Annotated in this window: 18 protein-coding genes; 10 read left to right on the top strand and 8 right to left on the bottom strand. The window is 72.0% G+C overall.

Annotated features, from left to right (window positions below):
* Nucleotides 1-122 precede the first annotated feature (122 nt).
* From C1703_RS22930 to C1703_RS22915, 4 genes are all read right to left on the bottom strand, one after another.
* Nucleotides 123-1541: a HAMP domain-containing sensor histidine kinase gene (locus tag C1703_RS22930; protein WP_114254645.1), complete on the bottom strand. Its 1419-nt coding sequence runs from the start codon at nucleotides 1539-1541 to the stop codon at nucleotides 123-125.
* Nucleotides 1542-2261, bottom strand: coding sequence for a response regulator transcription factor (locus tag C1703_RS22925; RefSeq protein WP_114254644.1), 720 nt, complete (start codon nucleotides 2259-2261; stop codon nucleotides 1542-1544).
* A gap of 116 nt (nucleotides 2262-2377) precedes the next feature.
* On the bottom strand, nucleotides 2378-3454 hold the full coding sequence (locus C1703_RS22920; RefSeq protein ID WP_114254643.1) for an LLM class flavin-dependent oxidoreductase: 1077 nt from the start codon (nucleotides 3452-3454) through the stop codon (nucleotides 2378-2380).
* Between the two features lie 67 nt (nucleotides 3455-3521).
* The gene (locus tag C1703_RS22915) at nucleotides 3522-4052 is read right to left on the bottom strand and encodes a hypothetical protein (protein WP_232840562.1); all 531 of its coding nucleotides are present in this window, start codon (nucleotides 4050-4052) and stop codon (nucleotides 3522-3524) included.
* 159 nt (nucleotides 4053-4211) lie between these two features.
* On the opposite strand from C1703_RS22915, the gene C1703_RS22910 reads away from it, so the two are divergent.
* The gene (locus C1703_RS22910) at nucleotides 4212-4547 is read left to right on the top strand and encodes a YnfA family protein (protein WP_114254642.1); all 336 of its coding nucleotides are present in this window, start codon (nucleotides 4212-4214) and stop codon (nucleotides 4545-4547) included.
* Nucleotides 4548-4564: 17 nt separating this feature from the next.
* Here the strand turns inward: C1703_RS22910 and C1703_RS22905 are convergent, their stop codons facing one another.
* A complete protein-coding gene (locus C1703_RS22905; RefSeq protein ID WP_114254641.1) occupies nucleotides 4565-4999 on the bottom strand; it encodes a nuclear transport factor 2 family protein in 435 nt (144 codons plus the stop codon).
* A 118-nt stretch (nucleotides 5000-5117) separates the two neighbouring features.
* On the opposite strand from C1703_RS22905, the gene C1703_RS22900 reads away from it, so the two are divergent.
* Both C1703_RS22900 and C1703_RS22895 read left to right on the top strand, forming a co-directional pair.
* On the top strand, nucleotides 5118-5894 hold the full coding sequence (locus C1703_RS22900; RefSeq protein ID WP_114254640.1) for an SDR family NAD(P)-dependent oxidoreductase: 777 nt from the start codon (nucleotides 5118-5120) through the stop codon (nucleotides 5892-5894).
* A 193-nt stretch (nucleotides 5895-6087) separates the two neighbouring features.
* A complete protein-coding gene (locus C1703_RS22895; RefSeq protein ID WP_198678248.1) occupies nucleotides 6088-6888 on the top strand; it encodes an LAGLIDADG family homing endonuclease in 801 nt (266 codons plus the stop codon).
* Nucleotides 6889-6930: 42 nt separating this feature from the next.
* Here the strand turns inward: C1703_RS22895 and C1703_RS22890 are convergent, their stop codons facing one another.
* On the bottom strand, nucleotides 6931-8124 hold the full coding sequence (locus C1703_RS22890) for an RtcB family protein (protein ID WP_114254639.1): 1194 nt from the start codon (nucleotides 8122-8124) through the stop codon (nucleotides 6931-6933).
* Between the two features lie 171 nt (nucleotides 8125-8295).
* Between C1703_RS22890 and C1703_RS22885 the strand changes: the two genes are divergently transcribed.
* The 3 genes from C1703_RS22885 (at nucleotide 8296) to C1703_RS22875 (ending at nucleotide 11495) form a co-directional block, all read left to right on the top strand.
* Nucleotides 8296-9132, top strand: a complete 837-nt coding sequence (locus C1703_RS22885; RefSeq protein ID WP_114254638.1) for a DUF3558 domain-containing protein — start codon at nucleotides 8296-8298, stop codon at nucleotides 9130-9132.
* A 118-nt stretch (nucleotides 9133-9250) separates the two neighbouring features.
* The gene (locus C1703_RS22880; RefSeq protein ID WP_114254637.1) at nucleotides 9251-10132 is read left to right on the top strand and encodes a DUF3558 family protein; all 882 of its coding nucleotides are present in this window, start codon (nucleotides 9251-9253) and stop codon (nucleotides 10130-10132) included.
* A gap of 115 nt (nucleotides 10133-10247) precedes the next feature.
* On the top strand, nucleotides 10248-11495 hold the full coding sequence (locus tag C1703_RS22875) for a DUF2637 domain-containing protein (protein ID WP_232840561.1): 1248 nt from the start codon (nucleotides 10248-10250) through the stop codon (nucleotides 11493-11495).
* A gap of 61 nt (nucleotides 11496-11556) precedes the next feature.
* On the opposite strand, the gene lysS is transcribed toward C1703_RS22875, so the two are convergent.
* Nucleotides 11557-13305, bottom strand: a complete 1749-nt coding sequence (lysS, locus tag C1703_RS22870; RefSeq protein WP_114254635.1) for a lysine--tRNA ligase — start codon at nucleotides 13303-13305, stop codon at nucleotides 11557-11559.
* 149 nt (nucleotides 13306-13454) lie between these two features.
* On the opposite strand from lysS, the gene argS reads away from it, so the two are divergent.
* The 4 genes from argS to C1703_RS22850 all read left to right on the top strand — a co-directional run bounded on the left by argS (nucleotide 13455) and on the right by C1703_RS22850 (nucleotide 23147).
* Nucleotides 13455-15218 (top strand): arginine--tRNA ligase, encoded by a 1764-nt coding sequence (gene argS / locus C1703_RS22865; protein WP_114254634.1) that lies wholly within the window; start codon nucleotides 13455-13457, stop codon nucleotides 15216-15218.
* A 140-nt stretch (nucleotides 15219-15358) separates the two neighbouring features.
* The gene (fxsT, locus tag C1703_RS22860; RefSeq protein WP_114254633.1) at nucleotides 15359-20836 is read left to right on the top strand and encodes an FxSxx-COOH system tetratricopeptide repeat protein; all 5478 of its coding nucleotides are present in this window, start codon (nucleotides 15359-15361) and stop codon (nucleotides 20834-20836) included.
* Nucleotides 20837-20841: 5 nt separating this feature from the next.
* Nucleotides 20842-22119 carry a hypothetical protein gene (locus C1703_RS22855; protein WP_114254632.1) on the top strand — a complete coding sequence of 426 codons (1278 nt, stop codon included), beginning with the start codon at nucleotides 20842-20844 and terminating at the stop codon, nucleotides 22117-22119.
* On the top strand, nucleotides 22116-23147 hold the full coding sequence (locus C1703_RS22850) for a hypothetical protein (protein ID WP_232840560.1): 1032 nt from the start codon (nucleotides 22116-22118) through the stop codon (nucleotides 23145-23147). The genes C1703_RS22855 and C1703_RS22850 overlap by 4 nt, the downstream gene beginning before the upstream one ends.
* Nucleotides 23148-23194: 47 nt before the next feature.
* On the opposite strand, the gene C1703_RS22845 is transcribed toward C1703_RS22850, so the two are convergent.
* Nucleotides 23195-23695, bottom strand: a complete 501-nt coding sequence (locus C1703_RS22845; RefSeq protein WP_114254631.1) for a DinB family protein — start codon at nucleotides 23693-23695, stop codon at nucleotides 23195-23197.
* Between the last annotated feature and the right edge of the window lie 45 nt (nucleotides 23696-23740).

Here is a 23740-nt window from a genome sequence, read left to right as displayed (position 1 = left end):
TCACCCGGGGCGCGACGGTCGCGTCCCCGCACGCATACCTGCTCGGCCCGGGGGGTTCGTACGCGGGGAGGCGGCCCGGGTCCAGCGGGATGGGGTGCGGGCGGCCAGGCGCGACAGGTGTGTCAGTCGATGCCGCCGCCCACCGTGAAGCCGATCACCGTGCCGCCGCCGTCCCGGCGGAACGCGAACGGTGCTCCACCGTGTGCGAGGGCCACCTCGCGGACGATGGACAGGCCCAGGCCGGAGCCCGGCAGGGAGCGGGCGTCGGCCGCGCGGTAGAAGCGGTCGAAGACGCGGTCGAGGTCCTTCTCGGCTATGCCGGGGCCCCGGTCGAGGACCTCGACGCGGATCGTGCCGGGCCGGGCGGGCCCGGCGACGACGATCTCGATGGGGGCCGTGCCACGCTGGTCGAACTTCACGGCGTTCTCGACGAGGTTGGACAGCGCCCGGGTCAGCATCCCGGGCCGCCCGTCGGTCGTGGTGTCGCCGCTCGCGCGCAGCACGATCCGCCGTCCGCTGCGGCGCCGGGCGAGGCCCGCCACCTCCTCCGCGATGTCGGCGATGTTCACCCGCTGCGGCGGCTCCGTGTCGGACTGCCCGGCCGCGAGGTCGACCAGCTCGTTGACCAGGTCGGTCAGCTCCCGGGCCTCCTGCCCCAGGTCGGCGACGAGTTCCTCGCGGGTCTCCGGCGGGAGTTCGTCGATCCGGCGGAGCAGGGAGATGTTCGTCCGCAGCGAGGTCAGCGGCGTGCGCAGCTCGTGGCCCGCGTCCTGGACCAGGCGGCGCTGGTCCTCCTCGGACTGGGCGAGCCGCCCGAGCATGCGGTCGAAGGCCCGGCCCAGCCGGCCCACCTCGTCATGTCCGGCGACGGGCACCTGGATGCCGAGGCGGCGGGTGCGGGCGACGTCCTCGGCCGCGTCGGTCAGGACGACCAGGCGGCGCGTGATCCGCCGGGCCAGCCACCAGCCGAACAGCCCGGCGCCGATGACCACCGCGGCCATCAGGAGCAGCGTCCGCTGCTGGAGCGCCCGCAGCAGGTCCTCGACGTCGCTGAACTCCTGCGCGACCTGCACCGCGCCCCGGCCGCCGCCGAGGGAGACGGTCGCGACGCGGTAGACGTCGTCGCCCACGTCGACGTCCTTGTGCTCGACCACCCGCCCGGACGCCGACGCGGCGGCGATCCGCACGTCGGCGCCGGTGACCGGCAGCCCCGGACGGCCCGGGTCGACGACATGCCCGTCCGGGCCGAGCACCTGCACGTCCGTCCGGGCGGGGCGCACCAGGTCATGGCCCGGCGCGGCGGACGAGAAGTCGCCGGGCGTCATGTGGTTCTGCCGCACCTCGTCGCGCAGGTCCTGCACGACCTCGTCGAACACCGTCTGCTGGTCCACCCGCACCAGCCGGGCCGCCGCGCTGTACGACAGGATGCCGACCAGGATCGTCACGGCCGCCGTGACCGCCGCGAACGACACCGCGAACGTGGTCCGCAGCGAGACCAGTCCCGGCCGCCGCCCGGCCAGCAGCCGGCGCAGGCGGCCCACTCAGTCCTCCCGCAGCACGTAACCCACGCCGCGCACCGTGTGGATCAGCTGCGGCGCGCCCGGCTCGTCGAGCTTGCGGCGCAGGTAGCCGACGTAGACGGCGAGGTTCTTCGAGCCGGGACCGAAGTCGTAGCCCCAGATGCGGTCGTAGATCGTCGAGTGGTCGAGGACGATGCCCGAGTTGCGGACCAGCAGCTCCAGCAGTTCGAACTCGGTGCGGGTCAGTTCCAGCTCGCGCGCGCCCCGCCAGGCCCGGCGCGCCTGCGGGTCCATGCGGACGCCGGCGGCCTCGATGAACCGCTCGGGCACCGGCCGGGGCGCCTCGGCCACCGGCGCGCCGCCGACCCCCACCGGGCTGGTGCGGCGCAGCAGCGCGCGCAGCCGGGCGAAGACCTCCTCCACGTCGAAGGGCTTCACCACGTAGTCGTCGGCGCCCGCGTCCAGCCCGGCGATCCGGTCGGCGGTCTCCACGAGGGCCGTCAGCATCAGGATCGGCGTCCGGTCGCCCTCGGCGCGCAGCACGCGGCACACCTGGAGTCCGTCGATGCCGGGCATCATCACGTCCAGGACGAGGACGTCCGGGCGGTTGCGGTGGGCCTGCGCCAGTGCCTCGACACCGTCGGCGACGGCCATGACCTGGTAGCCCTCCAGGGTCAGGGCGCGCTCCAGGGCGTTGCGGATGGCGCGGTCGTCTTCGGCGAGCAGCACTGTTTGGGACACGCGTCCAGTGTGCCCCGCCGCCGGGTCTGCGCGAGGGGATGAGCTGCACCGGGGCGTCCTTCTTACTGCCCTCTCACCAGGGGCGCGCAACCGCGGGCAGGGTGCCTACCGTCCTCTCACCTCCGGGTCGCGGCGAGCCGGGCGGCGTGTGTCGGGGCGTCCGGGACGTTCGCCGGGCGGTCCACGGCGAACTCCTTGCGGAGCACCGGCACGACCTCCTCGCCCAGCAGGTCGATCTGCTCCAGCACGGTCTTCAGCGGCAGCCCGGCGTGGTCGACGAGGAACAGCTGGCGCTGGTAGTCGCCGGCGTAGTCGCGGAAGGCCAGTGTCTTCTCGATGACCTGCTGCGGGGAGCCGACGGTCAGCGGCGTCTGGTCCATGAAGTCCTCCAGCGACGGTCCGTGCCCGTACACCGGCGCGACGTCGAAGTAGGGCCGGAACTCGCGCACCGCGTCCTGCGCGTTCTTCCGCATGAACACATGCCCGCCGAGGCCGACGATCGCCTGCTCGGGCGTGCCGTGGCCGTAGTGCGCGTACCGCTCCCGGTACAGCTCGACCATGCGCCTGGTGTGGTCGGCGGGCCAGAAGATGTTGTTGTGGAAGAAGCCGTCGCCGTAGAACGCGGCCTGCTCGGCGATCTCCGGCGAGCGGATCGACCCGTGCCAGACGAACGGCGGTACGCCGTCCAGGGGGCGGGGCGTGGCGGTGAAGCCCTGCAGGGGCGTACGGAACTTCCCCTCCCAGTCGACGGCCTCCTCGCGCCACAGCCGGTGCAGGAGGGCGTAGTTCTCGATCGCGAGCGGGATGCCCTGCCGGATGTCCTGGCCGAACCAGGGGTAGACGGGGGCGGTGTTGCCGCGGCCCAGCATCAGGTCCACCCGGCCGTCGGCCAGGTGCTGGAGCATCGCGAAGTCCTCGGCGATCTTCACCGGGTCGTTGGTGGTGATGAGGGTGGTGGCCGTGGAGAGGATCAGCCGCTCGGTGCGGGCGGCGACGTAGCCGAGCATCGTGGTCGGGGACGAGGGCACGAACGGCGGGTTGTGGTGCTCGCCGGTCGCGAAGACGTCGAGCCCGGCCTCCTCGGCCTTGAGCGCGATGGCGACCATCGCCTTGATCCGCTCCCGCTCGGTCGGGGTCCGGCCGGTGGTCGGGTCGGGCGTGACGTCGCCGACGCTGAAGATCCCGAACTGCATGCTCGCTCACCCTCCAGGTTGTTTACCGTTCAACCATACCGTGGAGCGGTGTCCGGAGCACGGCACCTCAGAAGTGGTACGGGTCCCCGGTGTCCAGGACGAGTACCCGCTGCCGGTCGTTCCCCCGATGACGGTCCACCGCCCCGCCGCCCCACACCGTCTCCAGCTCCACCACCACCTCCGACGGCGCGCCCAGCACCCGCACCCGCAGACCGATCCGCTCCCCCACCCCGTCCGCGGGCAACGCCCCCGTCCGGCACAGCACCACCTGCCGGCCCGAGCGCGCACACCCCTCCGGCAGCTCCTGCCGGTCGGTCAGCGGCGCCGACCACCGCAACCGCACGGTCGCGTCCGCGACGGCGGCCGGACCGTGGTTGCGCGGCGTGAACGCCAGGTCGACGAGCCCGGCGGACATCACGGCGAACCCGTGATAGGCGAGATCGGCCTCCGGCACCGCGCCACCGACCGCGGCAGCGCCACCGCCCGCGGAACCCACCGCCCCTGCCGCCGCCGGCACCGCCGCCCCCACCACCAGCCCCGCCACGGCCGCGCCCCACACCAGCCCGCCCCGCACCACACCGACCCGCACTCTCCCCATACCGCCCACTCCTCAGCCGCCGGGACACCCGCACACTCGTGTGCGCGCGGGCACTCGCACTCGCACTGCGATGTATCCCACGCGAAGCCCCCCACAGGCGCCGTCCATCAGGTGACACCCGCCCCGGCGGGGTGCCCCCCGACATGCCAAGCTGCCCGCATGTCGATCCTGCGTTCCGCCGCCCTCTTCGTCCTCGCCGCGCTCCTGGAGATCGGCGGCGCGTGGCTGGTCTGGCAGGGCGTGCGCGAGCACAAGGGCTGGCTCTGGGCGGCCGGCGGCGTCCTCGCGCTCGGCGCCTACGGCTTCGTGGCGACGTTCCAGCCCGACGCCCACTTCGGCCGCGTCCTCGCCGCGTACGGCGGGATCTTCGTCGCCGGTTCGATCCTGTGGGGCGTCGTCGCGGACGGCTACCGCCCGGACCGCTGGGACATCACGGGCGCGCTGATCTGCCTCGCGGGCATGGCGGTCATCATGTACGCCCCGCGCGGCAACTGACCGGCCCCCTCGGGGCCTCAGAACGGCTCGTCGGGCAGCAGCCCCAACTGACCGAGGAAGTCCATCTCGTCGAAGTACAGCCGGTAGTCGACGATCCGCCCGTCCCGCACGGTGGCGATGTCCACCCCTCGGATCCTGATCTCCTTCTGCGTCGGCGGCAGCGTCTCGCCGTTCGGCAGCTCCAGCGGCCCGGTGTTGCGCCCGCTGAAGATGCCCTCGTCGATGGCCGTGTCGCCGACCTCGTAGGAGTGCAGCGGCTGGAACGTCGCCTCGGGGACCGCCTCCTTCATCGTCCGCCAGTACTCGACGATGTTGTCGCGCCCGCGCAGCTCGCCCTCGTCCGGCGTGAAGGCGACCGCGTCCTCGGCGTACAGATCGGCGACGACCTTCAGATCGGCGTGCCTGGTGACCGCGTCCGTGAGCCGGTCCATGACCTCACGTGCCTCGCCCATGATCCACCTCCAGGGAAACAGGGGATCACCCGCCCTCATTCTCCCACCGCGAGGCCCGCCTATCCTGGCGGGAAGCCCGGCCGCACACGCCGGCCGCACCCACGCCCGAGGAGCTCCCATGGCCACCGCCGCCCCGTCCGCAGCCTCCCGCATCGCCGTCGTCACGGGTGCGAGCAGCGGAATCGGCGCCGCCACGGCCCGGCGACTCGCCGCGGTGGGCTACCGCGTCGTCCTCACCGCGCGCCGCAAGGACCGCATCGAGGCGCTGGCGGAGGAGATCAACAAGGCGGGCCACCAGGCCACGGCGTACGCCCTCGACGTCACCGACCGCGCCGCGGTCGACGAGTTCGCGACGGCGTTCAGGACGATCGGCGTGCTCGTCAACAACGCGGGCGGCGCGCTCGGCGCCGACCCGGTCGCGACCGGCGACCCGGCCGACTGGCGGCAGATGTACGAGACGAACGTCATCGGCACGCTCAACCTCACCCAGGCCCTGCTGCCCAAGCTGATCGCGAGCGGCGACGGCACGGTCGTGGTCGTCTCCTCCACCGCGGGCCACGGCACCTACGAGGGCGGCGCGGGCTACGTCGCCGCCAAGCACGGCGCCCACGTCCTCGCCGAGACCCTCCGCCTGGAGATCGTCGGCCAGCCGGTCCGCGTCATCGAGATCGCCCCCGGCATGGTCAAGACGGACGAGTTCGCCCTGACCCGCTTCGGCGGCGACGAGGAGAAGGCCGCCAAGGTCTACGAGGGCGTCGCCGAGCCCCTCACCGCCGACGACGTCGCCGACACGATCACGTGGGCGGTCACCCGCCCCGCCCACGTCAACGTCGACCTCCTGATCCTCCGCCCCCGCGCCCAGGCGTCGAACACGAAGGTGCACCGGGAGCTGTGAGCCCTCGTCGGCATAACTCACAGGAGTGAACCCACTCGATCATCCGAACAGCGACTGAACTAGCGCTCTAGGCTCACGCCACACCATCAAAGCGACGGCCCTCGCCCGGGATGCCGGTCCCGACCGAGGGCCTGACCGACAAGGAAGTAGAGGCTTCCCTGTGGCTGACTGCGAGCCTAGCGCTCCCGAGTTCATGGACCTCACGGTCCCTGAGTACGCGTACATGTTCGGCTTCTTGCAGGCGGATGGGCATCTGCAACGATGTGCCGGGCAGAAGGGCAAGTTGACCGTCGAGCTCAACGCTCGCGATGTCGACGTTCTGAAGGAATTCCAGAAGCTGACGCCGTTCTACAGCAGCATCAGGACGCGCGATCGGTCCACCAATTTCTCAGAGGAGTACACCTCGGCCACGTGGAGCCTGTGCTCCCTCAAGGCCAGAACCAAGCTGAGCGAACTCGGGCTGCCATACGGCCGCAAATCCAGAACGATCGCCCCGCCGCGTCTCGCGTTTTCCAGCCGGGACTATCTGCGGGGCGTCATCGATGCCGATGGTTCAGTGGGCTACACAGGCAAGGGGCTCCCCTTCATCTCCCTCACCACGGCCAGCACTGCCATGGCGTCCTACATCTGCCGCTACGCGAAAGAGGTCACGGGAGCCGAACGCATCCCGAAGCGCAACAGCCGCGACGGCATCTACAACGTCCTCTACACAATGGAAGTGGCCCAGCGCCTGGCGGCCGAACTGTACTACCCGGGCTGTTTGGCCTTGGAGCGCAAACGAGCGGCAGCCGCGTCCCTGACCGCATGGGTGCGTCCCACGGGAATGCGGTCCGCGTACACGAAACGCCGTTGGACTGACCACGAAGACCGAATTCTGCTGAAGCTCAACAGCCCGACGGCCGCGGCAACCGCGCTCGGAAGAACCGCCCAGAGCTGCAATCTCCGGCTCTGGCGCCTGCGCAGCGGCCAAGTGCCCCGACCCAGCGGCGAATAACGAAGTCCCAAGGGCCCCGGTTCCGACCGGGGCCCTTGCGTGTCAGCCCTTCACGCAGACGACCTGCTTCAGCTTCGCCACGACTTCCACCAGATCACGCTGCTGGTCGATGACCTGCTCGATGGGCTTGTAGGCGCCCGGGATCTCGTCCACGACGCCGGAGTCCTTGCGGCACTCCACGCCCCGCGTCTGCTCCTCCAGGTCCTTCGTCGAGAACCGGCGCTTGGCCGCGTTGCGGCTCATGCGCCGGCCTGCGCCGTGCGATGCCGAGTTGAAGGACTTGTCGTTGCCGAGGCCTTTCACGATGTACGAACCCGTGCCCATGGAACCCGGGATGATGCCGTACTCGCCCGAGCCCGCCCGGATAGCCCCCTTGCGGGTCACGAGCAGGTCCATGCCGTCGTAGCGCTCCTCGGCCACGTAGTTGTGGTGCGCGCTGATCTCCGGCTCGAAGGTGGGCTTCGCCTTCTTGAACTCCTTGCGGATCACGTCCTTCAGGAGCGCCATCATGATCGAGCGGTTGTACTTCGCGTACTCCTGCGCCCAGAACAGGTCGTTGCGGTACGCCGCCATCTGCGGGGTGTCCGCGACGAACACGGCGAGGTCGCGGTCGACCAGCCCCTGGTTGTGCGGGAGCTTCTGGGCCACGCCGATGTGGTGCTCGGCCAGTTCCTTACCGATGTTGCGGGAACCGGAGTGGAGCATGAGCCAGACAGAACCGGTCGTATCCGTGCAGACTTCGACAAAATGATTCCCTTGGCCAAGGGTTCCCATTTGCGCCCCCGCCCGTTCCCGCCGGAACCGAACCGCCTCCGCCACCCCGTCGAACCGCCCCCAGAAGTCCTCCCACCCGGCCGTTCCGAACCCGTGCAGCCGCCCCGGATCGACGGGATCCTCATGCATCCCCCGCCCCACCGGAATCACCTGCTCGATCCGCGACCGCAGCCGGGACAGGTCGCCGGGCAGGTCGTTCGCCGTCAGGGACGTCCTCACCGCCGACATTCCGCAGCCGATGTCGACGCCCACCGCCGCCGGGCACACCGCGCCCTTCATCGCGATGACCGAGCCGACCGTCGCACCCTTGCCGTAGTGCACGTCCGGCATGACGGCCAGGCCCTTGATCCACGGCAGCGTGGCGACGTTCCGGAGCTGCTGGAGCGCCGAGTCCTCGACCGAGGCCGGGTCGGTCCACATCCGGATCGGTACCTTCGCACCAGGTATCTCTACATACGACATAGCGTCCTCAATCCCCCGTAAACGAACAGAAGTCCTCAAGAGCACTTACCGGCGCCAAGGTCGACGAAAGGGAAATCGGACCGGCGTCCACGGCTGTGCGTGCGATACACATTGTGTTCATCGGCCGCCCCGCGGCGGCAAGCCAATATCCGCGTCGAGAGGAGCCCCCACGTGCAACGGAAGGCGTACGTACCGGGTGTCGCCGCGCTCCTCGCGGCGCTGCTGGCCGGCTGCACCGGCGGCTCGGGCGACGGCGGCCCGACCGACGACGCCAACCCGGGCGACGCCGGCACGGCCTCGCCCGCCGCCGAGCCGGGCCGCTACCGCACCCTGCCCGAGCCCTGCGACGCCCCCGGCCAGAGCACGCTCGACGAACTCCTGCCCGGTATCCGGCAGATCAGCGACCCGGATCAGCGCGAGAAGGCCTACGAGGGCGAGGCGACGCTCACCTACGACACCGACCGCAAGGTCGGCTGCCGCTGGAAGGTCGACTCCCAGGACGCCACCGACCACCTGCTCATCGACTTCGAACGGGTCGTCTCCTACGACAACGCCGTCAGCGACGACAGCCAGGCCGAGCAGCTCTTCGCGGAGAAGGAGGCGGCGGCCCATCTGCCCGAGCCGACCGCCACCGAGTCCGCCGTCAGCGGCAGCACCCCGGCGGGCGGCGCCTCCGACGCCCCGAGCGGCTCGCCCTCCCCGTCCGGTTCGTCCTCGCCGTCCGGCTCGTCCTCGCCCTCGGCGTCCGCCTCCGCCACCCCGACCGAGCTCCGGCCGCGCGTCCTGGAGGAACTGGGCGACGAGGCGTTCCTCGACGACGAGCTGAGCAGTTCCGGTTCGACGGCCAAGCAGCGGACGGTGACTGTGGCGTTCCGCACGTCCAACGTCATCGTGACCATCGAGTACGCCGAGCAGCCGGCGGCGATCGGGGTCGTCCCGGACAGCCAAGAAATGCAGGACAGGGCGCAGAAACTGGCCTCCCAGCTGGCCGATTCGCTGAGCGACTGAGGGCCCTTCACGCCCCCTTCACGCGCACGCGCAAAGCGCCCGAAGGAAGACCACACCGCTGCCTCACCGCGTACCGTGACCACTCGGACCCGTTCCGACCGCAGGAACCACGAGCGTCATGAGTGAAGGAACCATGCAGCGACGAGCACAGCGAGAAGAGCGAGACCAGCGAGCGAAGCGCCTGAACCGCGTCCTTGTCTGCGCGGCCGCCGTCCCCGTGATGCTGGTCGCCGCCGGCTGCTCCTCGGACTCCGGCTCCGGCGACAGCACGGACAAGGCCGCGAAGGCCGCCGCGTCGGCGTCCGCGAGCCCGTCGCCGACCGTGGAGGCGGCGGCGTACGGCAAGCTTCCGGAGGCGTGCAAGACGCTCTCGAAGAAGACGCTGGAGGACCTCGTCCCGGAGAGTAAGTCGGGCAAGGAGGGCAAGTCGGACGACATCTCCACGCGCGGCAGCTGCTCCTGGAACAGCCTCGACAACAACGGCGTGAAGGGCTCGCAGTTCCGCTGGCTCAACGTGTCGATGCTGCGCTTCGAGTCGGACGTCACCCGCGGCCCGGCCGACAAGCTCGCCCACGAGTACTTCGAGAAGCAGGTCCAGGACGCCCAGGCCGCCGAGGGCGCCAAGAACGCCAAGTCGGAGCCGGTGTCCGGGACGGGCGACGAGGCGACGGCCGTGCGCTACGAGCTGAAGAAGAAGGAAGGCACCTTCAAGCAGCAGACGATCGTGGCGCGCGTGGAGAACGTCGTCGTCACCATCGACTACAACGGCGCGGGCCTGGCCGGTGACAAGTCCCCGAGCGCCGACGACCTGCTGAAGGACGCGAAGAAGGCCGCCGAGGAGGCCGTGGCGGCGGTGTCCGAGGCCAACGGCGCGGGCGGCGGCGAGGCGGGCGGCGAGCCGTCCAAGTCCCCCTCCAAGTCCCCTTCCGAGTCCGCGTCCAAGTCCCCCTCGGCGTCCCCGTCGCAGTCGGCGTCGAAGAAGCCCGCGGCGGAGAGCTGAACAGACCCGTCGGGAACCGGCCACCCGTCCTCCGCACACATGTGCCACCCTGTTGCGCGCAACAACACGCAAGGGGAGGGGAGTACGGGTGGCCGCGCCACTGCAGCTGACTCGGATGCACCGCGTTCTCATCGGCGTGGTCGTGGCCGGCGCCGTGATCATCGCCGGCATCGGCTTCGCCGGTTCGTACGCGGCGGTCCGCGAGTTGGCCCTGAAGAAGGGCTTCGGGAACTTCTCCTACGTCTTCCCGATCGGCATCGACGCGGGCATCTGCGTCCTGCTGGCCCTGGACCTGCTCCTCACCTGGATCAGGATCCCGTTCCCGCTCCTGCGCCAGACGGCGTGGCTCCTGACGGCGGCGACGATCGCCTTCAACGGCGCGGCGGCCTGGCCGGACCCGCTGGGCGTGGGCATGCACGCGGTGATCCCGATCCTCTTCGTGGTCGCGGTCGAGGCGGCCCGCCACGCGATCGGCCGGATCGCCGACATCACGGCCGACAAGCACATGGAGGGCGTCCGCCTCACCCGCTGGCTCCTCTCCCCCGTGCCCACGTTCCTCCTCTGGCGCCGCATGAAGCTCTGGGAGCTGCGCTCCTACGAGCAGGTCATCAAGCTGGAGCAGGAACGTCTCGTCTACCAGGCCCGGCTGCGGTCCCGCTTCGGACGGGCGTGGCGCAGGAAGGCCCCGGTGGAGTCCCTGATGCCGCTGCGGCTGGCCCGCTACGGCGTTCCCCTGGCGGAGACGGCCCCGGCGGGCCTGGCGGCGGCGGGCATCGAACCCGCCCTGATCCCCCCGCCGCCGCAAACGGACCCGGATGCGGGCAGTCGTGCCGCCGGGGCGGCACCCGTCCCACACAGAGCGGCGCCTCCCGGCGAGCAGCGCCCTCAGCTGGAGGGCAACCACGACGCCGAGTACCCGGAACCGGAGCCCGAGCCGGACCAGAGCCCTTGGTTCAACGCTCCCCGGGAGGTCGAGTACCAGGGCGGCTACGACCCGGCCTACGACCCCGACCAGTACGCCCAGTGGATCGCCGAAGAGCAGGGGGCCGAGCAGTACCAGCCCGAGTACGACCCGGCCCCCTCCCCGGAGGACACCGGCAGCTTCCCCATCCCGGTGGGTCCCAACCGCACCCGGGAACTGGGCGACGGCGGCGGCACGCCACCGGCCCCCGAGCCGGACGAGGAGGCGTACTACCAGGTGTTCCGGCAGTCGATAGACGGCAGCTACCCCACGCCCCGCGCCCTGGGCGACAACATCCAGGCCACCTACGGCACGACGCTGAGCCCGGGCGAACTGAAGTCCCTCGCGGAACGCTTCCAGAAGCGCCACACGGCGGAACTGGAAGAGGACCACATCGCGTAGAGGCCGGTAGACGCGAACAGGAAGGGGCCCTCGTCACCGAGGGCCCCTTCCTGTTCACCGCCTAGTCGCCGAGCAGGTGCCGCACCCGCTCCTGCCCCACCGCCAGCAGCAGCGTGGGCAGCCGCGGCCCCGTGTCCCGCCCGACCAGCAGGTGGTACAGCAGCGCGAAGAAGGACCGCTGGGCCGTCTTGATCTCCGGCGGCAGTTCCTTCGGCGTGGCGTCGGCGGAGAACCCGGCCTGCACCTTGGGCACGCCGTACACGAGGTGGGTCAGCCCGTCGAGCGACCAGTGCTCGGCCAGCCCGTCGAGCAGCAGCCGCAGCGACTCACGGCCCTGCTCGTCGAGCGACTTCAGCAGCTCGGCGTCGGGCTCGTCGCGCACGATGGTGCGCTGGTCGGCGGGGACGTGCGTGTTGATCCATGCCTCGGCCTTGTCGTAGCGGGGCCGGGCCTCCTCCAGCGAGCCCAGCGGCCGTGACGGATCCAGTTCGCTGAGGATGCGCAGGGCCTGGTCCTCGTGCCCGGCGGTGATGTCCGCGACGGACGCGAGCGTCCGGTAGGGCAGCGGCCGGGGCGTGCGCGGCAGCTCACCGGCGGCCGTGCGCACGGCGCGGGAGTGCGCGGCGGCGTCGGCGGGCAGGGCGCTGCCGTCGGCGACCTTGGCGTCGAGCCGGTCCCACTCGTCGTAGAGCCGCTGGATCTCCTGGTCGAAGGCGACCTTGAAGGACTGGTTGGGCCGGCGGCGGGCGTAGAGCCAGCGCAGCAGCTGCGGCTCCATGATCTGCAGGGCGTCGGCCGGGGTGGGCACGCCGCCCTTGGAGGACGACATCTTGGCCATGCCGGAGATGCCGACGAAGGCGTACATCGGCCCGATGGGCTGCTTGCCGCCGAAGATCCCGACGATCTGCCCGCCGACCTGGAACGACGACCCGGGAGAGGAGTGGTCGACGCCGGAGGGCTCGAAGACCACGCCCTCGTACGCCCAGCGCATCGGCCAGTCGACCTTCCAGACCAGCTTGCCGCGGTTGAACTCGTTCAGCCGGACCGTCTCCGAGAAGCCGCACGCGGTGCAGGCGTAGGTCAGCTCGGTGGAGTCGTCGTCGTAGGACGTGACGGTGGTGAGGTCCTTCTCGCAGTTGCCGCAGTACGGCTTGTACGGGAAGTAGCCGGCGGAGCCGGAGCTGCCGTCGTCCTCGGCGGCGGCGCCGGAGCCCTCGGCGGCCTCCAGCTCGGCCTCGTCGACCGGCTTCTGCCCCTGCTGCTTCTTGGCCGGGGCCTTCTTGGTGCGGTACTGGTCGAGGATGGCGTCGATGTCGCCGCGGTGCCTCATGGCGTGCAGGATCTGCTCGCGGTACACGCCGGAGGTGTACTGCTCGGTCTGGCTGATCCCGTCGAACTCCACGCCGAGTTCGGCCAGCGACTCGATCATCGCGGCCTTGAAGTGCTCGGCCCAGTTCGGGTACGAGGAGCCCTTCGGCGCCGGGACGGACGTCAGCGGCTTGCCGATGTGCTCGGCCCACTCCGCCTTGTCGACACCGGGGATGCCCTCGGGCACCTTGCGGTACCGGTCGTAGTCGTCCCAGGAGATCAGGTGCCGCACCTGGTACCCGCGGCGGCGGATCTCGTCGGCGACGAGGTGCGGGGTCATGACCTCGCGGAGGTTGCCGAGGTGGATGGGGCCCGACGGGGAGAGGCCGGACGCGACGACGACGGGTTTGCCCGGGGCCCGGCGCTCCGACTCCTCGATGACCTCATCCGCGAAACGGGAGACCCAGTCGGTGGTCTCGGTGCTCTGAGCCACGATCGGCACGTCCTTCTTTCTGCATCGGGCAGCCGGTACGGTCGCACGGCTGACCGCAACATTGTCCCAGACCAGCTCGCGCCCGGAAAAACGGCTTTACCCCCATGGGATACTGGCCGTGTCTATCGATTCCCTCGAGGAGAACGGCACCCTTACCTATGGCCTCGGTCACGTCCCTCAGCGACTCCGTCCACCAGCGCCTCGCGGCGGCCCTGTCGGCAGCTCTGCCGCAGGCCGGCTCCGCGGACCCGCTGCTGCGACGAAGCGACCGGGCCGACTTCCAGGCCAACGGGATCCTGGCCCTCGCCAAGAAGGAGAAGGCGAACCCGCGGGAGCTGGCGACGCAGGTCGTCTCCCGGGTCGAGTCGGGTGAGCTGATCGGGGACGTCGAGGTCTCGGGGCCCGGCTTCCTGAACATCACGATCACCGACCGGGCGATCACGGAGAACCTGGCCGCGCGCTACGCGGACGACACGGGCCGCCTCGGCGTGCCGCGCGCGGAGCACCCGGGCACCACGGTCGTCGACTACGCCCAGCCGAACGTGGCGAAGGAGATGCACGTCGGTCACCTGCGCTCCGCGGTGATCGGCGACTCGGTGACGCGGCTGCTGGAGTTCACGGGCGAGTCGGTGGTCCGCCGCCACCACATCGGCGACTGGGGCACCCAGTTCGGCATGCTCATCCAGTACCTGGAGGAGCACCCGCACGAGCTGGACCACGAGTCGGCCGAGGTGAGCGGCGAGGAGGCGATGTCGAACCTGGACCGCCTCTACAAGGCCGCCCGCAAGCTCTTCGACTCCGACGAGGAGTTCAAGACGCGCGCCCGGCGCCGGGTGGTCGACCTCCAGGCGGGCGACCCGCAGACGCTCGCCATGTGGCAGAAGTTCGTCGACGAGTCGAAGATCTACTTCTTCTCCGTCTTCGAGAAGCTGGACATGGAGATCCGGGACCCGGACATCGTCGGCGAGTCCGGCTACAACGACATGCTCGCGGAGACCTGCCGCCTGCTGGAGGAGTCGGGCGTCGCGGTCCGCTCCGAGGGCGCGCTCTGCGTCTTCTTCGACGACGTCAAGGGCCCGGACGGCAAGCCGGTCCCGCTGATCGTGCAGAAGTCGGACGGCGGCTACGGCTACGCGGCGACGGACCTCTCGGCGATCCGCGACCGCGTCTTCGACATCAAGGCGAACACGCTCCTGTACGTGGTGGACGCCCGCCAGTCGCTGCACTTCCGGATGGTGTTCGAGACGGCCCGCCGCGCCGGCTGGCTGAACGAGGACGTGCGCGCGGTGCAGCTGGCCTTCGGCACGGTCCTCGGCAAGGACGGCAAGCCGTTCAAGACCCGTGAGGGCGAGACGGTCCGGCTGGTCGACCTCCTCGACGAGGCGATCGACCGCGCGTCGGCCGTGGTCCGGGAGAAGGCCCAGGACCTCTCCGAGGAGGAGATCGCCGAGCGCGGCGCGCAGGTGGGCATCGGCGCGGTGAAGTACGCGGACCTGTCGACGTCGGCGAACCGGGACTACAAGTTCGACCTGGACCAGATGGTCTCGCTGAACGGCGACACGTCCGTCTACCTCCAGTACGCCTACGCCCGTATCCGGTCGATCCTGCGCAAGGCCGGCGAGGCCCGCCCGGCCGCGCACCCGGAGCTGGGGCTGCACGCGGCGGAGCGCGCGCTGGGCCTGCACCTGGACTCGTTCGGGGCGACGGTGGCGGAGGCCGCGGCGGAGTACGCCCCGCACAAGATGACGGCGTATCTGTACCAGTTGGCGTCGCTGTACACGACGTTCTACGACAAGTGCCCGGTGCTGAAGGCCGAGTCGCCGGAGCAGGTGGAGAACCGCCTGTTCCTCTGCGACATCACGGCCCGCACCCTGCACCAGGGCATGGCCCTGCTGGGCATCCGGACGCCCGAGCGGCTCTGACGGTGGGGGTGGCGGCGGACCGCGCCGCCACCCCGCACCCCGGTGACAACTCCGTTTCGTCCCCGTACAGTTGCCTATTCCTTCAGTGCCGCGAGCGGGTGACGACGCGGCCTGGTGCGGGTGATCGACACGGGGGAGTCATGATCATCTCTGAGGAGTCGCGGGCCGCGGGGGCTGCCGTCCTGGAGCGTGGCCTGGCGGTGCCGGGGCAGGCCGGCGGCCGTTTCCGGGCGGGCGGCAATCCGCACACCGAAGAGCACACGACGGTGCTGCCGGAGCCGGCGAAGTCCGCCGCCCTCACGATCGATCCGCCCGCCCGGCTGGACAACCTGCCCGCCCTGCCCTCGGCCCCTTTCGTCGGTCGCACGGACGACCTGGGCCGGTTACGCGCCTCCCTGCGGTCCGGCGGCGGGGTCGTCACCCAGAAGGCCGCGACCGCGCTGAGCGGCCTCGGCGGCATCGGCAAGACCACGCTGGCACTGCACTACGCCCACCGGAGCGAGGCGTACCGGCTCGTGTGGTGGATCACCGCCGAGAGCGAGGAGCGGATCGCCTCCGGCTTCGGTGAGCTGGCCCTGCGCCTGTACCCGGAGTGGGCCCGCCGGGCTTCCGCGAAGGAGCGCACCGAGTGGGCGCTGGCCTGGCTGGAGAACCACTCCGACTGGCTGCTGGTGTACGACAACGTGGAGCGGCCCGAGCACCTCACCCCGTTCCTGGGCCGACTCCTCGACCGCGGCCACCAGTTGGTGACGAGCCGGTGCCGGACCGGCTGGCCCGAGGGGGCCCGCCTGGTCAGCCTGGACGTGCTGGACCACGGGGAGGCCGTCGACCTGCTGTGCGCGACGGCGGGCGTGGGCGAGGACCGCTCCGCCGCCGAGCGCGCGCAGGCCGCGCGGCTCGCCGAGGACCTCGGGCACCTGCCGCTGGCTCTCACGCAGGCGGGCGCCTACCTCCGGGAGACCGGCATCGGCTTCGCGGCCTACCGGGCGAAACTGGCCCGTGTCCCCGACGTGGTGCTCAACGACGGAGCGGGCCGCTCGGGCCGTACCATCGCCCAGATCTGGCGCACCAGCCTGGCGGCCATCCGCTCCCGCCGCCCGCTGGCCGTACCGCTGCTGCACACGCTGGCCTGGTTCGCCCCGGAGGCGGTGCCGCGTGAGGTGCTGCGGCATCTGGGCCGCTCCGAGCGGGAGCTCGAGGAGTCGGTCGACGCGCTGCGCGACTACCACCTGATCACGTCCGGCCCCGAGGGCCTCGCCCTGCACCGCCTCGTCCAGCAGACCCTGCGGCACGCCGACGCTCCTGAGGTGCCCGGGGCGCGGGACGCGGCCGAGCGGGCCCTGGCCGCGGAGCTGTCGGGGGCCCCGGCCGAGTCGGTGCGACGGCTGCTCGTGCACGTCCAGGCGCTCGCGGAGACGGGCCCGGCCTCGGAACCGGGCGCCGAGGCGATCGAGATGTACCGGCGGGGCGCCGACGAGCTGGCGGCGCGCGAGCAGCACGTGCTGGCGATCCCCCTGATGACGCGGGCCGTCGAGGGCAGCGAGGCACTGCTCGGGGTCGACGACGACGCCACGCTCGACCAGCGCGACCGGCTGGCCGAGTGGCACGCGAAGGCCGGCGACCCGGCGCGGGCGGTCCGGCTGTGCCAGAACGTCTACCTCGACCGCCGCCGGCTCTGCGGCCCGGACGCGAGGGAGACACTGACCGCCCGAGAGCGGCTGGCGTACGCGTACCGCAAGGCGGGCGATGTGATGCGGGCGGTCGAGGAGCTGACCGCCGTGGTCGCGGACCGTCGCCGGATCCAGGGCGAGCAGCACCCCGACACGCTCGGCAGCCGCAACAACCTGGCCTACGCGCTCCAGACAGCGGGCCGGTACCAGGCCGCCGTCGAGGAGTTCGCGGCGGTCGTCGCCGACCGGGAGCGTCTCCTGGGCGAGGGGCACCGGGACACGCTCGCCAGCCGCACCAACCTCGCCTACGCGTACCGGGAGGCCGGTGACCACCGCACCGCGCTGGCGCTGTACGAGCAGGCGGTCGAGGACCGGCGACGGGAGCACGGCCCGGACCATCCCGACACGCTCACCAGCCGCGGCTGGCTCGCCGCGGCGCACTCCGCCGCGGGTGATCCGCAGCGGGCGGTGGCCGTGTACCGGGAGGTGGTCGCCGACCGGGAGCGCGTGCAGGGTCCGGACCATCCGGACACGCTGCGCAGCCGGCAGGACCTGGCGTACGAGCTGGCCGAGGCGTACGGGCCGGACGCGGCGCTGCCGGAGTTCGAGTCGCTGGCGGCGGACAGCGCCCGGATCCAGGGGCCGGACCATCCGGCGACCCTCGACTACCGTGACGACATCGCGGAGGCCCACCGGGAGCGGGCCGACTACGTCAGGGCGGTCGCGGATTACCGGGCGGTGATCGCCGACTATGCGCGGGTCCGGGGCCCGTACCACCGGGACACGCTGCGGGCACGGGAAGGGCTGGCCTTCACCCGGCAGCTGATGGGGGACCATCGCGGCTCGGTCCGTGAGCGCCGGGCGCTCGTCGCGGACCGCACCCGCGAACAGGGCGGTGATCATCCGGCGACCCTCACCGCGCGCGCCCATCTGGCCTTCGCCCTCCGGGAGGCCTCCGATCTCCCGGAGGCCATCGAGGTGTTCGAGGAGCTGCTGCGGGACCGCGGCCGGGTCCTCGGCCCCCAGCACCCCGATGTGTTCGCCACGCGCGAGGCCCTGGCCCGCACCCGCCAGTGGGCGGGCGACCACCTGCGCGCGGTCGCGGAGCTGGAGCACCTGCTCCGGGACATGGAGCCGCTCCTGGGGCAGGACCATCCGCGCGTCCTGTCGATCCGCCACTCCTTCGCCCAGGTGTTCGCCGAGGAGGAGCGCTACGCGCGGTCGCTGGAGCTGTACGGCCGGCTCGTGGAGGACTACGAGCGGGTCTACGGCGGTGATCACCCGTCGTCCCTCGGCATGCGGTCGTGGCTGGGCGCGACCCTGCGTTCGGCGGGTGAGTACAGCCGGGCGGAGGAGGTGTTCGACGCGCTGCTGGCCGACCGGACGCGGGTGCAGGGCGCGGACCACCCGGACACGCTCGAAACCAGCAGCTGGCGCGCCTGGGTCTTCCGGTCGGCGGGCCAGCACCAGCGCGCCATCTCGGTCTACGAGGAACTGGTCGAGGCCCGGACCCGGGTCCTGGGCGCCGAGGCGCAGGCGACGCTGAACTCCCGCACCGGCCTGGCGCTGGCCCGGCTGGGCGCCGACGACCATGAGGGCGCGATCGCGGGGTTCACCGAGCTGCTCGCCGACCGCCGCCGGCTGCTGGGCGACCACGCCCCGGACACGCTGCTCATGCTGGAGAACCTGGCCGACGCCTGCTCGGCCGCCGAGCGGCACGGCCGGGCCATCGCCCTGTACGAGGAAGCCGTCGAGGCCTGGACCCGCGCCTGGTCGGCCACTCATCCGCGCACGCTGCGCGCCCGGCGGGACCTGGGCCTGGTGCAGAAGACGGCCGGCCGGCACCAGGAGGCGCTCGCCACGCTGGAGTCGGTGCTGGAGGAGCGCGGGCGTCTGTTCGGGCCCGATCACCCGCAGGTGCTGGACGTCCGCTTCGATCTGGTCAGCGCGTCGTGCGCGGCGGGCGACTACAGCCGGGCCGCCGAACTCGCCGAGCGGCTGGTCGCCGACTGTGCCCGGGTGCGGGGCCGGGACCACGTCATGACCCTGAACGCACGCTCGTGGCTGGCGTACGCGTGGGCGCGGTCCGGGTCGTACCAGAGGGCGATCGTCGCGTTCGAGGGGCTGGTGGAGGAACGGACCCGTTTCCACGGGGCGGACCACGGCGAGACGCTGGCGACCAGGTACCTGCTGGCGGATTCCTTCGCAGCGCGGTGGGACTACGAACAGGCGGTCGTACTGGGCCAGGCCTTGGTGGACGACCTCGCCCGGGTCCACGGGGCCGGCAGCCCGCAGGCCTTCGACGACCGCGCGATGCTGGCCCGCTGGCGGGAGTGCACGGGCGACCGGGTGGGAGCGCTGCGGGACCTGGACGCGCTGCTGCGCGACCACGAGCGGACGCTCGGGCCCGACCACCGCGACACGCTGGCGCTGCGGCGCACGATCGCCTGGGTCTGGCTGGGAGCCTCCACCGCCCGCCGGGCCGTCGCGACCTCCGCGAGCGTCGTCGACGACTCGGCCCGGGTGCTGGGCCCGGACCACCCGAGGACGCTGACCGCGCGCGGCACCCTCGCCGCCGCCCACGGCGCGGCGGGTGAGATCGCGCACGCGCTGCGGCTGCGGTCGTCTCTCGTGGACGACCACCTGCGGATCCACGGCCCCGACCACAGCGCGGCCCTGGGCGCGCGCCGCAGCCTGGTCTCGGCACGGCGCCGGGCCGGCCGGCGCGTGCTGAGCGTCCGGGACGCCGTGGCCCTGGTCGAGGACAGCGAGCGCGTCAGGGGCCCGCGGCACCCCGACACCCTCGGCTGCCGCAATCTCCTGGGGCACGCCTGCTGGGAGGCGGGCGATCCGCACCGCGCGGCCGCGGTCTTCGAGGAGCTCTGGAAGCAGTGCGAGGAGGTCCTCCCCGAGGAACACGAGACGACGTTCTGGGTGCGCGGCAACCTGGCGTGGCTGACGGCGGACACCGGCCCGGCGGACGACGCGGTGCGGTGGGCCCGGAACCTGGTCGACGACGCCACCGAGCTGTTCGGCCCGGACCACCGGCGCACCCTGGAAGTGCTGCCCGTGCTGGCGCACGCCCTGGCGCAGGCGGACGAGCCGGAGCAGGCCCTGGAGGTGCTGCGGGACCTGCTGCGCCGCACCGCGCGGCTGCTGGACCAGCCGGAGTACCCGGAGACGGTCGACGACGTCGTCCGCGTCCACCAGCAGGCCGCCGCGCGGGACGGTGAGCCGACGCCGGCCGGCCGGCCTGCGGATGCGGAGACGGAGGACGAGGACGGCATCCTCCTGGGCGTGCTCGTCGAGATGTTCGCCACTCGCTTCGGCGGCTTCCTGCCGACCCTGGCCACGCAACTCGCCCACGCCGTCTGTGACGCGGGCGATCCCGCGGGCGCGGTGGCCGTGCTGAAGGCCGTGCACGCCGGGCGCGCACGGATGTTCGGCCCGGACCATCCAAACACCCTGGAGAGCCTCGCCGAGCTGGCCTTCGTCTGTCTGGAGGCCGACGACCCGGACTCGGCGCCGTCCCACGAGGAGCTGCTGGCGGGCTGGGAGCGGACGTTCGGCCCCGACCACCCCGAGACAGCGGAACTGCGCTGGCGGCTGCGCACCGCCCGGCCGGCCTGGCGGGCCCGGCTGACGCTGGTCACGGACGAGGTGACCGTCGGCCGTCCCGTCACGATCGAGGTCCGGCTGGAGCGCGAGGAGGGTGCGGCGGCGACCACGCCGCCCCGGCTGATGGTGGCCGTCAGCTGCCCCACGGCGGCCTCGGTCGACCCGGCCACGGCCGAGTACGACCCGGGCGGCGCGCCGACGCGCTTCACCCTGACCGCCTCCGAGCCGGGCGCCCACGACGTCCGCTTCACCCTGTACGACCACGCGTCGGGGTTCGTGCTGCAGGAGCTGAAGACCGTTGTCCACGTGCAGGGTGCCAGGGAGGGCTGACCCGGATGCCGCAGGAAATGGCCGTGGAGGTAGTGCGGGACCCCTCCCACGGCTTCACAGGGGTACCGCCGCAGCCCGGGAGCACACCGCACCCGCCGGAGGGGGAGCGCCCGGCGGAGCTGCGGGTGAAGCTGTACCGCACCAGCGAGAAGACGCTGACGATCTTCGCGTGCGCCCCGGACCTGGCCGCCCCGCGCTGGCACGAGGCGCCGCTGGAGGTCTCCCCCGACGACCTGCGGGAGCGGGCCGACCGCCTGCGGAACCGGTGGCACGACCTGGTGGTGTACTACCAGTGCGAGGGCGACGAGCTCGGGACGCGGGTCGGCAGCCGTCCCTTCGCGGAAGCCGCCGACCTCAGCGAACTCGCCGACCGGGCCGAGTCGGTGACGGCCCGGCTGGCCGAGGAGGGTTACGACCTGCTCGACGTGATGCTGCACGGCAGCGGCTACGACCTCGGCCGTTTCCGTGAGTTCCTGTTCACCGCCCTCGGCGGCGAGGAACCGCTGCGCGTCAGCTTCGACTCCGAGGTGCACCTGCCGTGGCCCATGCTCGCCGTGGACCCCTCGACGTGCGCCACGCCCTGGGAGGCGTTCCTGGGCCACCGACACCAGGTCGAACAGACCAACTCCGGCTACCCCTGGGACCACGCCCCGCTGGGCGACCGGGACCTGGCCACGACCAGCCTGAACAAGGACGACTCCCTGGACCTGGTGGGCCGCGCGCGGGAGGTGCACAAGCTCCTGGAGGAGCGTTCGCGGCTGATCGTCCGCTCGCACGGCAGCGACCTGCTGCACGCCCTGGCGGCCCCCGTGCTCAACGAGGACGTCATGTACTTCTGGTGCCACGGCCGCATGGTGCACGGCGGCCCGTCGACCCCGGGCCTGTCCATCCGGCTCTCCGACGACGAACACATCGACGGCCCGGTGGTGTCCCGGAAACGGCGCCGCTTCCGCCGCGACTCGCACGCCAGGTTCAAGCCGTTCGTGCTGCTGAACGCCTGCGGCACGGCACGGGCCGCGGCGCCCGGCCGGCTGAAGCATCTCGGGCAGGAACTGATCGACATGGGCGCGGACGGCGTCCTCGCCCCGCAGATCGACATGCCGCAGGACTTCGCGACGGAGTACGCGTACGCGTTCCTCGACCTGTACCTGACCGGCCGTTACACCGCGGGAGAGATAAGCCGGCTGCTGGTGCGGCGCTTCGCCTCGGAGTTCCGCAACCCGCTCGCCCTGGCCTACGCGCTGCACTGCGGCATCGACAGCCGGCTGAGGCTCGCCTCGTGACCGCCCCGAGCACCCGGCTGCCCGCGCCGGTGGAGATCGACCTGGACGACCGGGGCAGGCTGACGCTGCCGGACGGCGTCACGCCCGTGCCCGCGAACCGCGTCGCCGAGCACCTGGCCCGGAGGCTGGCCGTGCCTCGCTGGGCGACGGACATCCACGTGTACGTGCACGGCTGGCAGACCGCGCCGAGCAGCGCCACCCGGACCGCCCTGCGCCTGGTCCGGCAGTCCCTGGAGCTGTACGAGGCGGCGCCCGGCCGCTATCCGGGGCTGACGGCGGGCTACCGCCCCTGGTGCGTGGTGGTGCGCTGGCCGTCCTCCAGCCTGCCCACGCTCAAGGGCTACCGCAGGATCCGCGACCGGGCCCACGCGATGAGCGCCGAGGGCACCGGGCACGCCCCGTACGTCATCGGCCACCTGCTCGGCTACCTGGACGGCGAGCGCGCCGACCCGACCGGCCCGGCGGTGCTGGCCAACCAGCACGGGCAGTTCCTGCACCTCGTCGGGCACTCCTTCGGTGGGCGGTTCCTGTGCGAGGCCGTGCAGCGGGCCGCCGAGCGGCCTCCCGTCCTCGGCTGGAGCACACCGCACGACCCCCGCCGGCCGTTCACCGTGGACAGCGCCCTGATCTTCCAGATGGCCGCCCCGCGCGACGCCTTCGTCCGGCACTTCGGCACGTTGTTCCCGCGCGCGGGCCGTCCGGGCGCACCGCTGCGCGGCCCCCTCGTCCTGACGCACTCGCGCTGGGACCGGGCCACGGGCTTCTGGCACCTGCGCGCCGAGAAGGCGCCCGGGATCGGCCACTCGGGCACCGGCGCGGCGCCGGTCCCGCAGTTCACCACCAGGCTGCTGCCGACCCACGAGGTGTACGAGCAGACGACGCTGGACCACCGCGTGGTGAACGTGGACGCCGACTGGCTCTACCGCGGCAGCCGCCGCACCCGTCTGCATCCGTCGGGCGCCCACTCCGACTTCCTGCGACCGGAGTCCGCGCACCTGCTGCTGACCCTGGCGGAGCGCTCCCGCTGACGGACCCGCCCGGGGCGCCCGCGCGCGGGGTGACGGCCTCGGCCGGTTCAGCGCTGGGCGGTGGTGTTCGCGCCGTCCAGGGCCTCCCGGAGGATGTCGGCGTGCCCGGCGTGCTGGGCGGTCTCCCGGATCATGTGCAGCAGGATCCGCCGCGCCGACCAGTGCTCGGGCTCGGGCGGTGACCAGGGGGTCCGCGGCAGGGGCACGCCTCGGTCGAGGTCCGGCAGCGCGGTCACGGCGTCCTCGGTCGCCCGGGCTGCCGCCGCGTACCGCTCCAGGAGGCCTTGGAGCGTGTCGCCCTCGGCCATGCGGTACTGCCCCATGTCCAGCATGCCGTCGGGCAGTTCACCGTCGCCCTTGACCATGATCTGCGTCCACACCTCCTCCCCTTGCGCGAGGTGCTTCACGATCCCGCCGAGGGTCAGCTCGCTCACGGTCGTGCGACGCGCGGCCTGCTCGTCGGTGAGTCCGCGCACGGTGATCAGCAGCAACTTCCGCTGCTCGGCGAGCGCGTCCAGCAGGTCCGTCTTCTCCCAGGAAGTGGTCATGGCAGGACCGTAGGCAGCAATTAGGTCAAGCAATGTCCTCTTGTG

The sequence above is a fragment of the Streptomyces sp. Go-475 genome, assembly GCF_003330845.1.
GTDB lineage: Bacteria > Actinomycetota > Actinomycetes > Streptomycetales > Streptomycetaceae > Streptomyces.
Note: the sequence above shows the minus strand (reverse complement) of the source record. Positions and strands in the feature narration are given on the sequence as shown.

What these genes read in the sequence shown, in the direction of transcription:
- C1703_RS22895 (WP_198678248.1), top strand. Translation starts at nt 6,088, where the DNA reads ATGGACCTCACGGTCCCTGAGTACGCGTACATGTTCGGCTTCTTGCAG.
- argS (WP_114254634.1), top strand. Translation starts at nt 13,455, where the DNA reads ATGGCCTCGGTCACGTCCCTCAGCGACTCCGTCCACCAGCGCCTCGCG.
- fxsT (WP_114254633.1), top strand. Translation starts at nt 15,359, where the DNA reads ATGATCATCTCTGAGGAGTCGCGGGCCGCGGGGGCTGCCGTCCTGGAG.
- C1703_RS22890 (WP_114254639.1), bottom strand. Translation starts at nt 8,124, where the DNA reads ATGTCGTATGTAGAGATACCTGGTGCGAAGGTACCGATCCGGATGTGG.
- C1703_RS22920 (WP_114254643.1), bottom strand. Translation starts at nt 3,454, where the DNA reads ATGCAGTTCGGGATCTTCAGCGTCGGCGACGTCACGCCCGACCCGACC.
- C1703_RS22900 (WP_114254640.1), top strand. Translation starts at nt 5,118, where the DNA reads ATGGCCACCGCCGCCCCGTCCGCAGCCTCCCGCATCGCCGTCGTCACG.
- C1703_RS22880 (WP_114254637.1), top strand. Translation starts at nt 9,251, where the DNA reads ATGAGTGAAGGAACCATGCAGCGACGAGCACAGCGAGAAGAGCGAGAC.
- C1703_RS22905 (WP_114254641.1), bottom strand. Translation starts at nt 4,999, where the DNA reads ATGGGCGAGGCACGTGAGGTCATGGACCGGCTCACGGACGCGGTCACC.
- C1703_RS22845 (WP_114254631.1), bottom strand. Translation starts at nt 23,695, where the DNA reads ATGACCACTTCCTGGGAGAAGACGGACCTGCTGGACGCGCTCGCCGAG.
- C1703_RS22915 (WP_232840562.1), bottom strand. Translation starts at nt 4,052, where the DNA reads ATGGGGAGAGTGCGGGTCGGTGTGGTGCGGGGCGGGCTGGTGTGGGGC.
- C1703_RS22875 (WP_232840561.1), top strand. Translation starts at nt 10,248, where the DNA reads ATGCACCGCGTTCTCATCGGCGTGGTCGTGGCCGGCGCCGTGATCATC.
- C1703_RS22910 (WP_114254642.1), top strand. Translation starts at nt 4,212, where the DNA reads ATGTCGATCCTGCGTTCCGCCGCCCTCTTCGTCCTCGCCGCGCTCCTG.
- C1703_RS22855 (WP_114254632.1), top strand. Translation starts at nt 20,842, where the DNA reads ATGCCGCAGGAAATGGCCGTGGAGGTAGTGCGGGACCCCTCCCACGGC.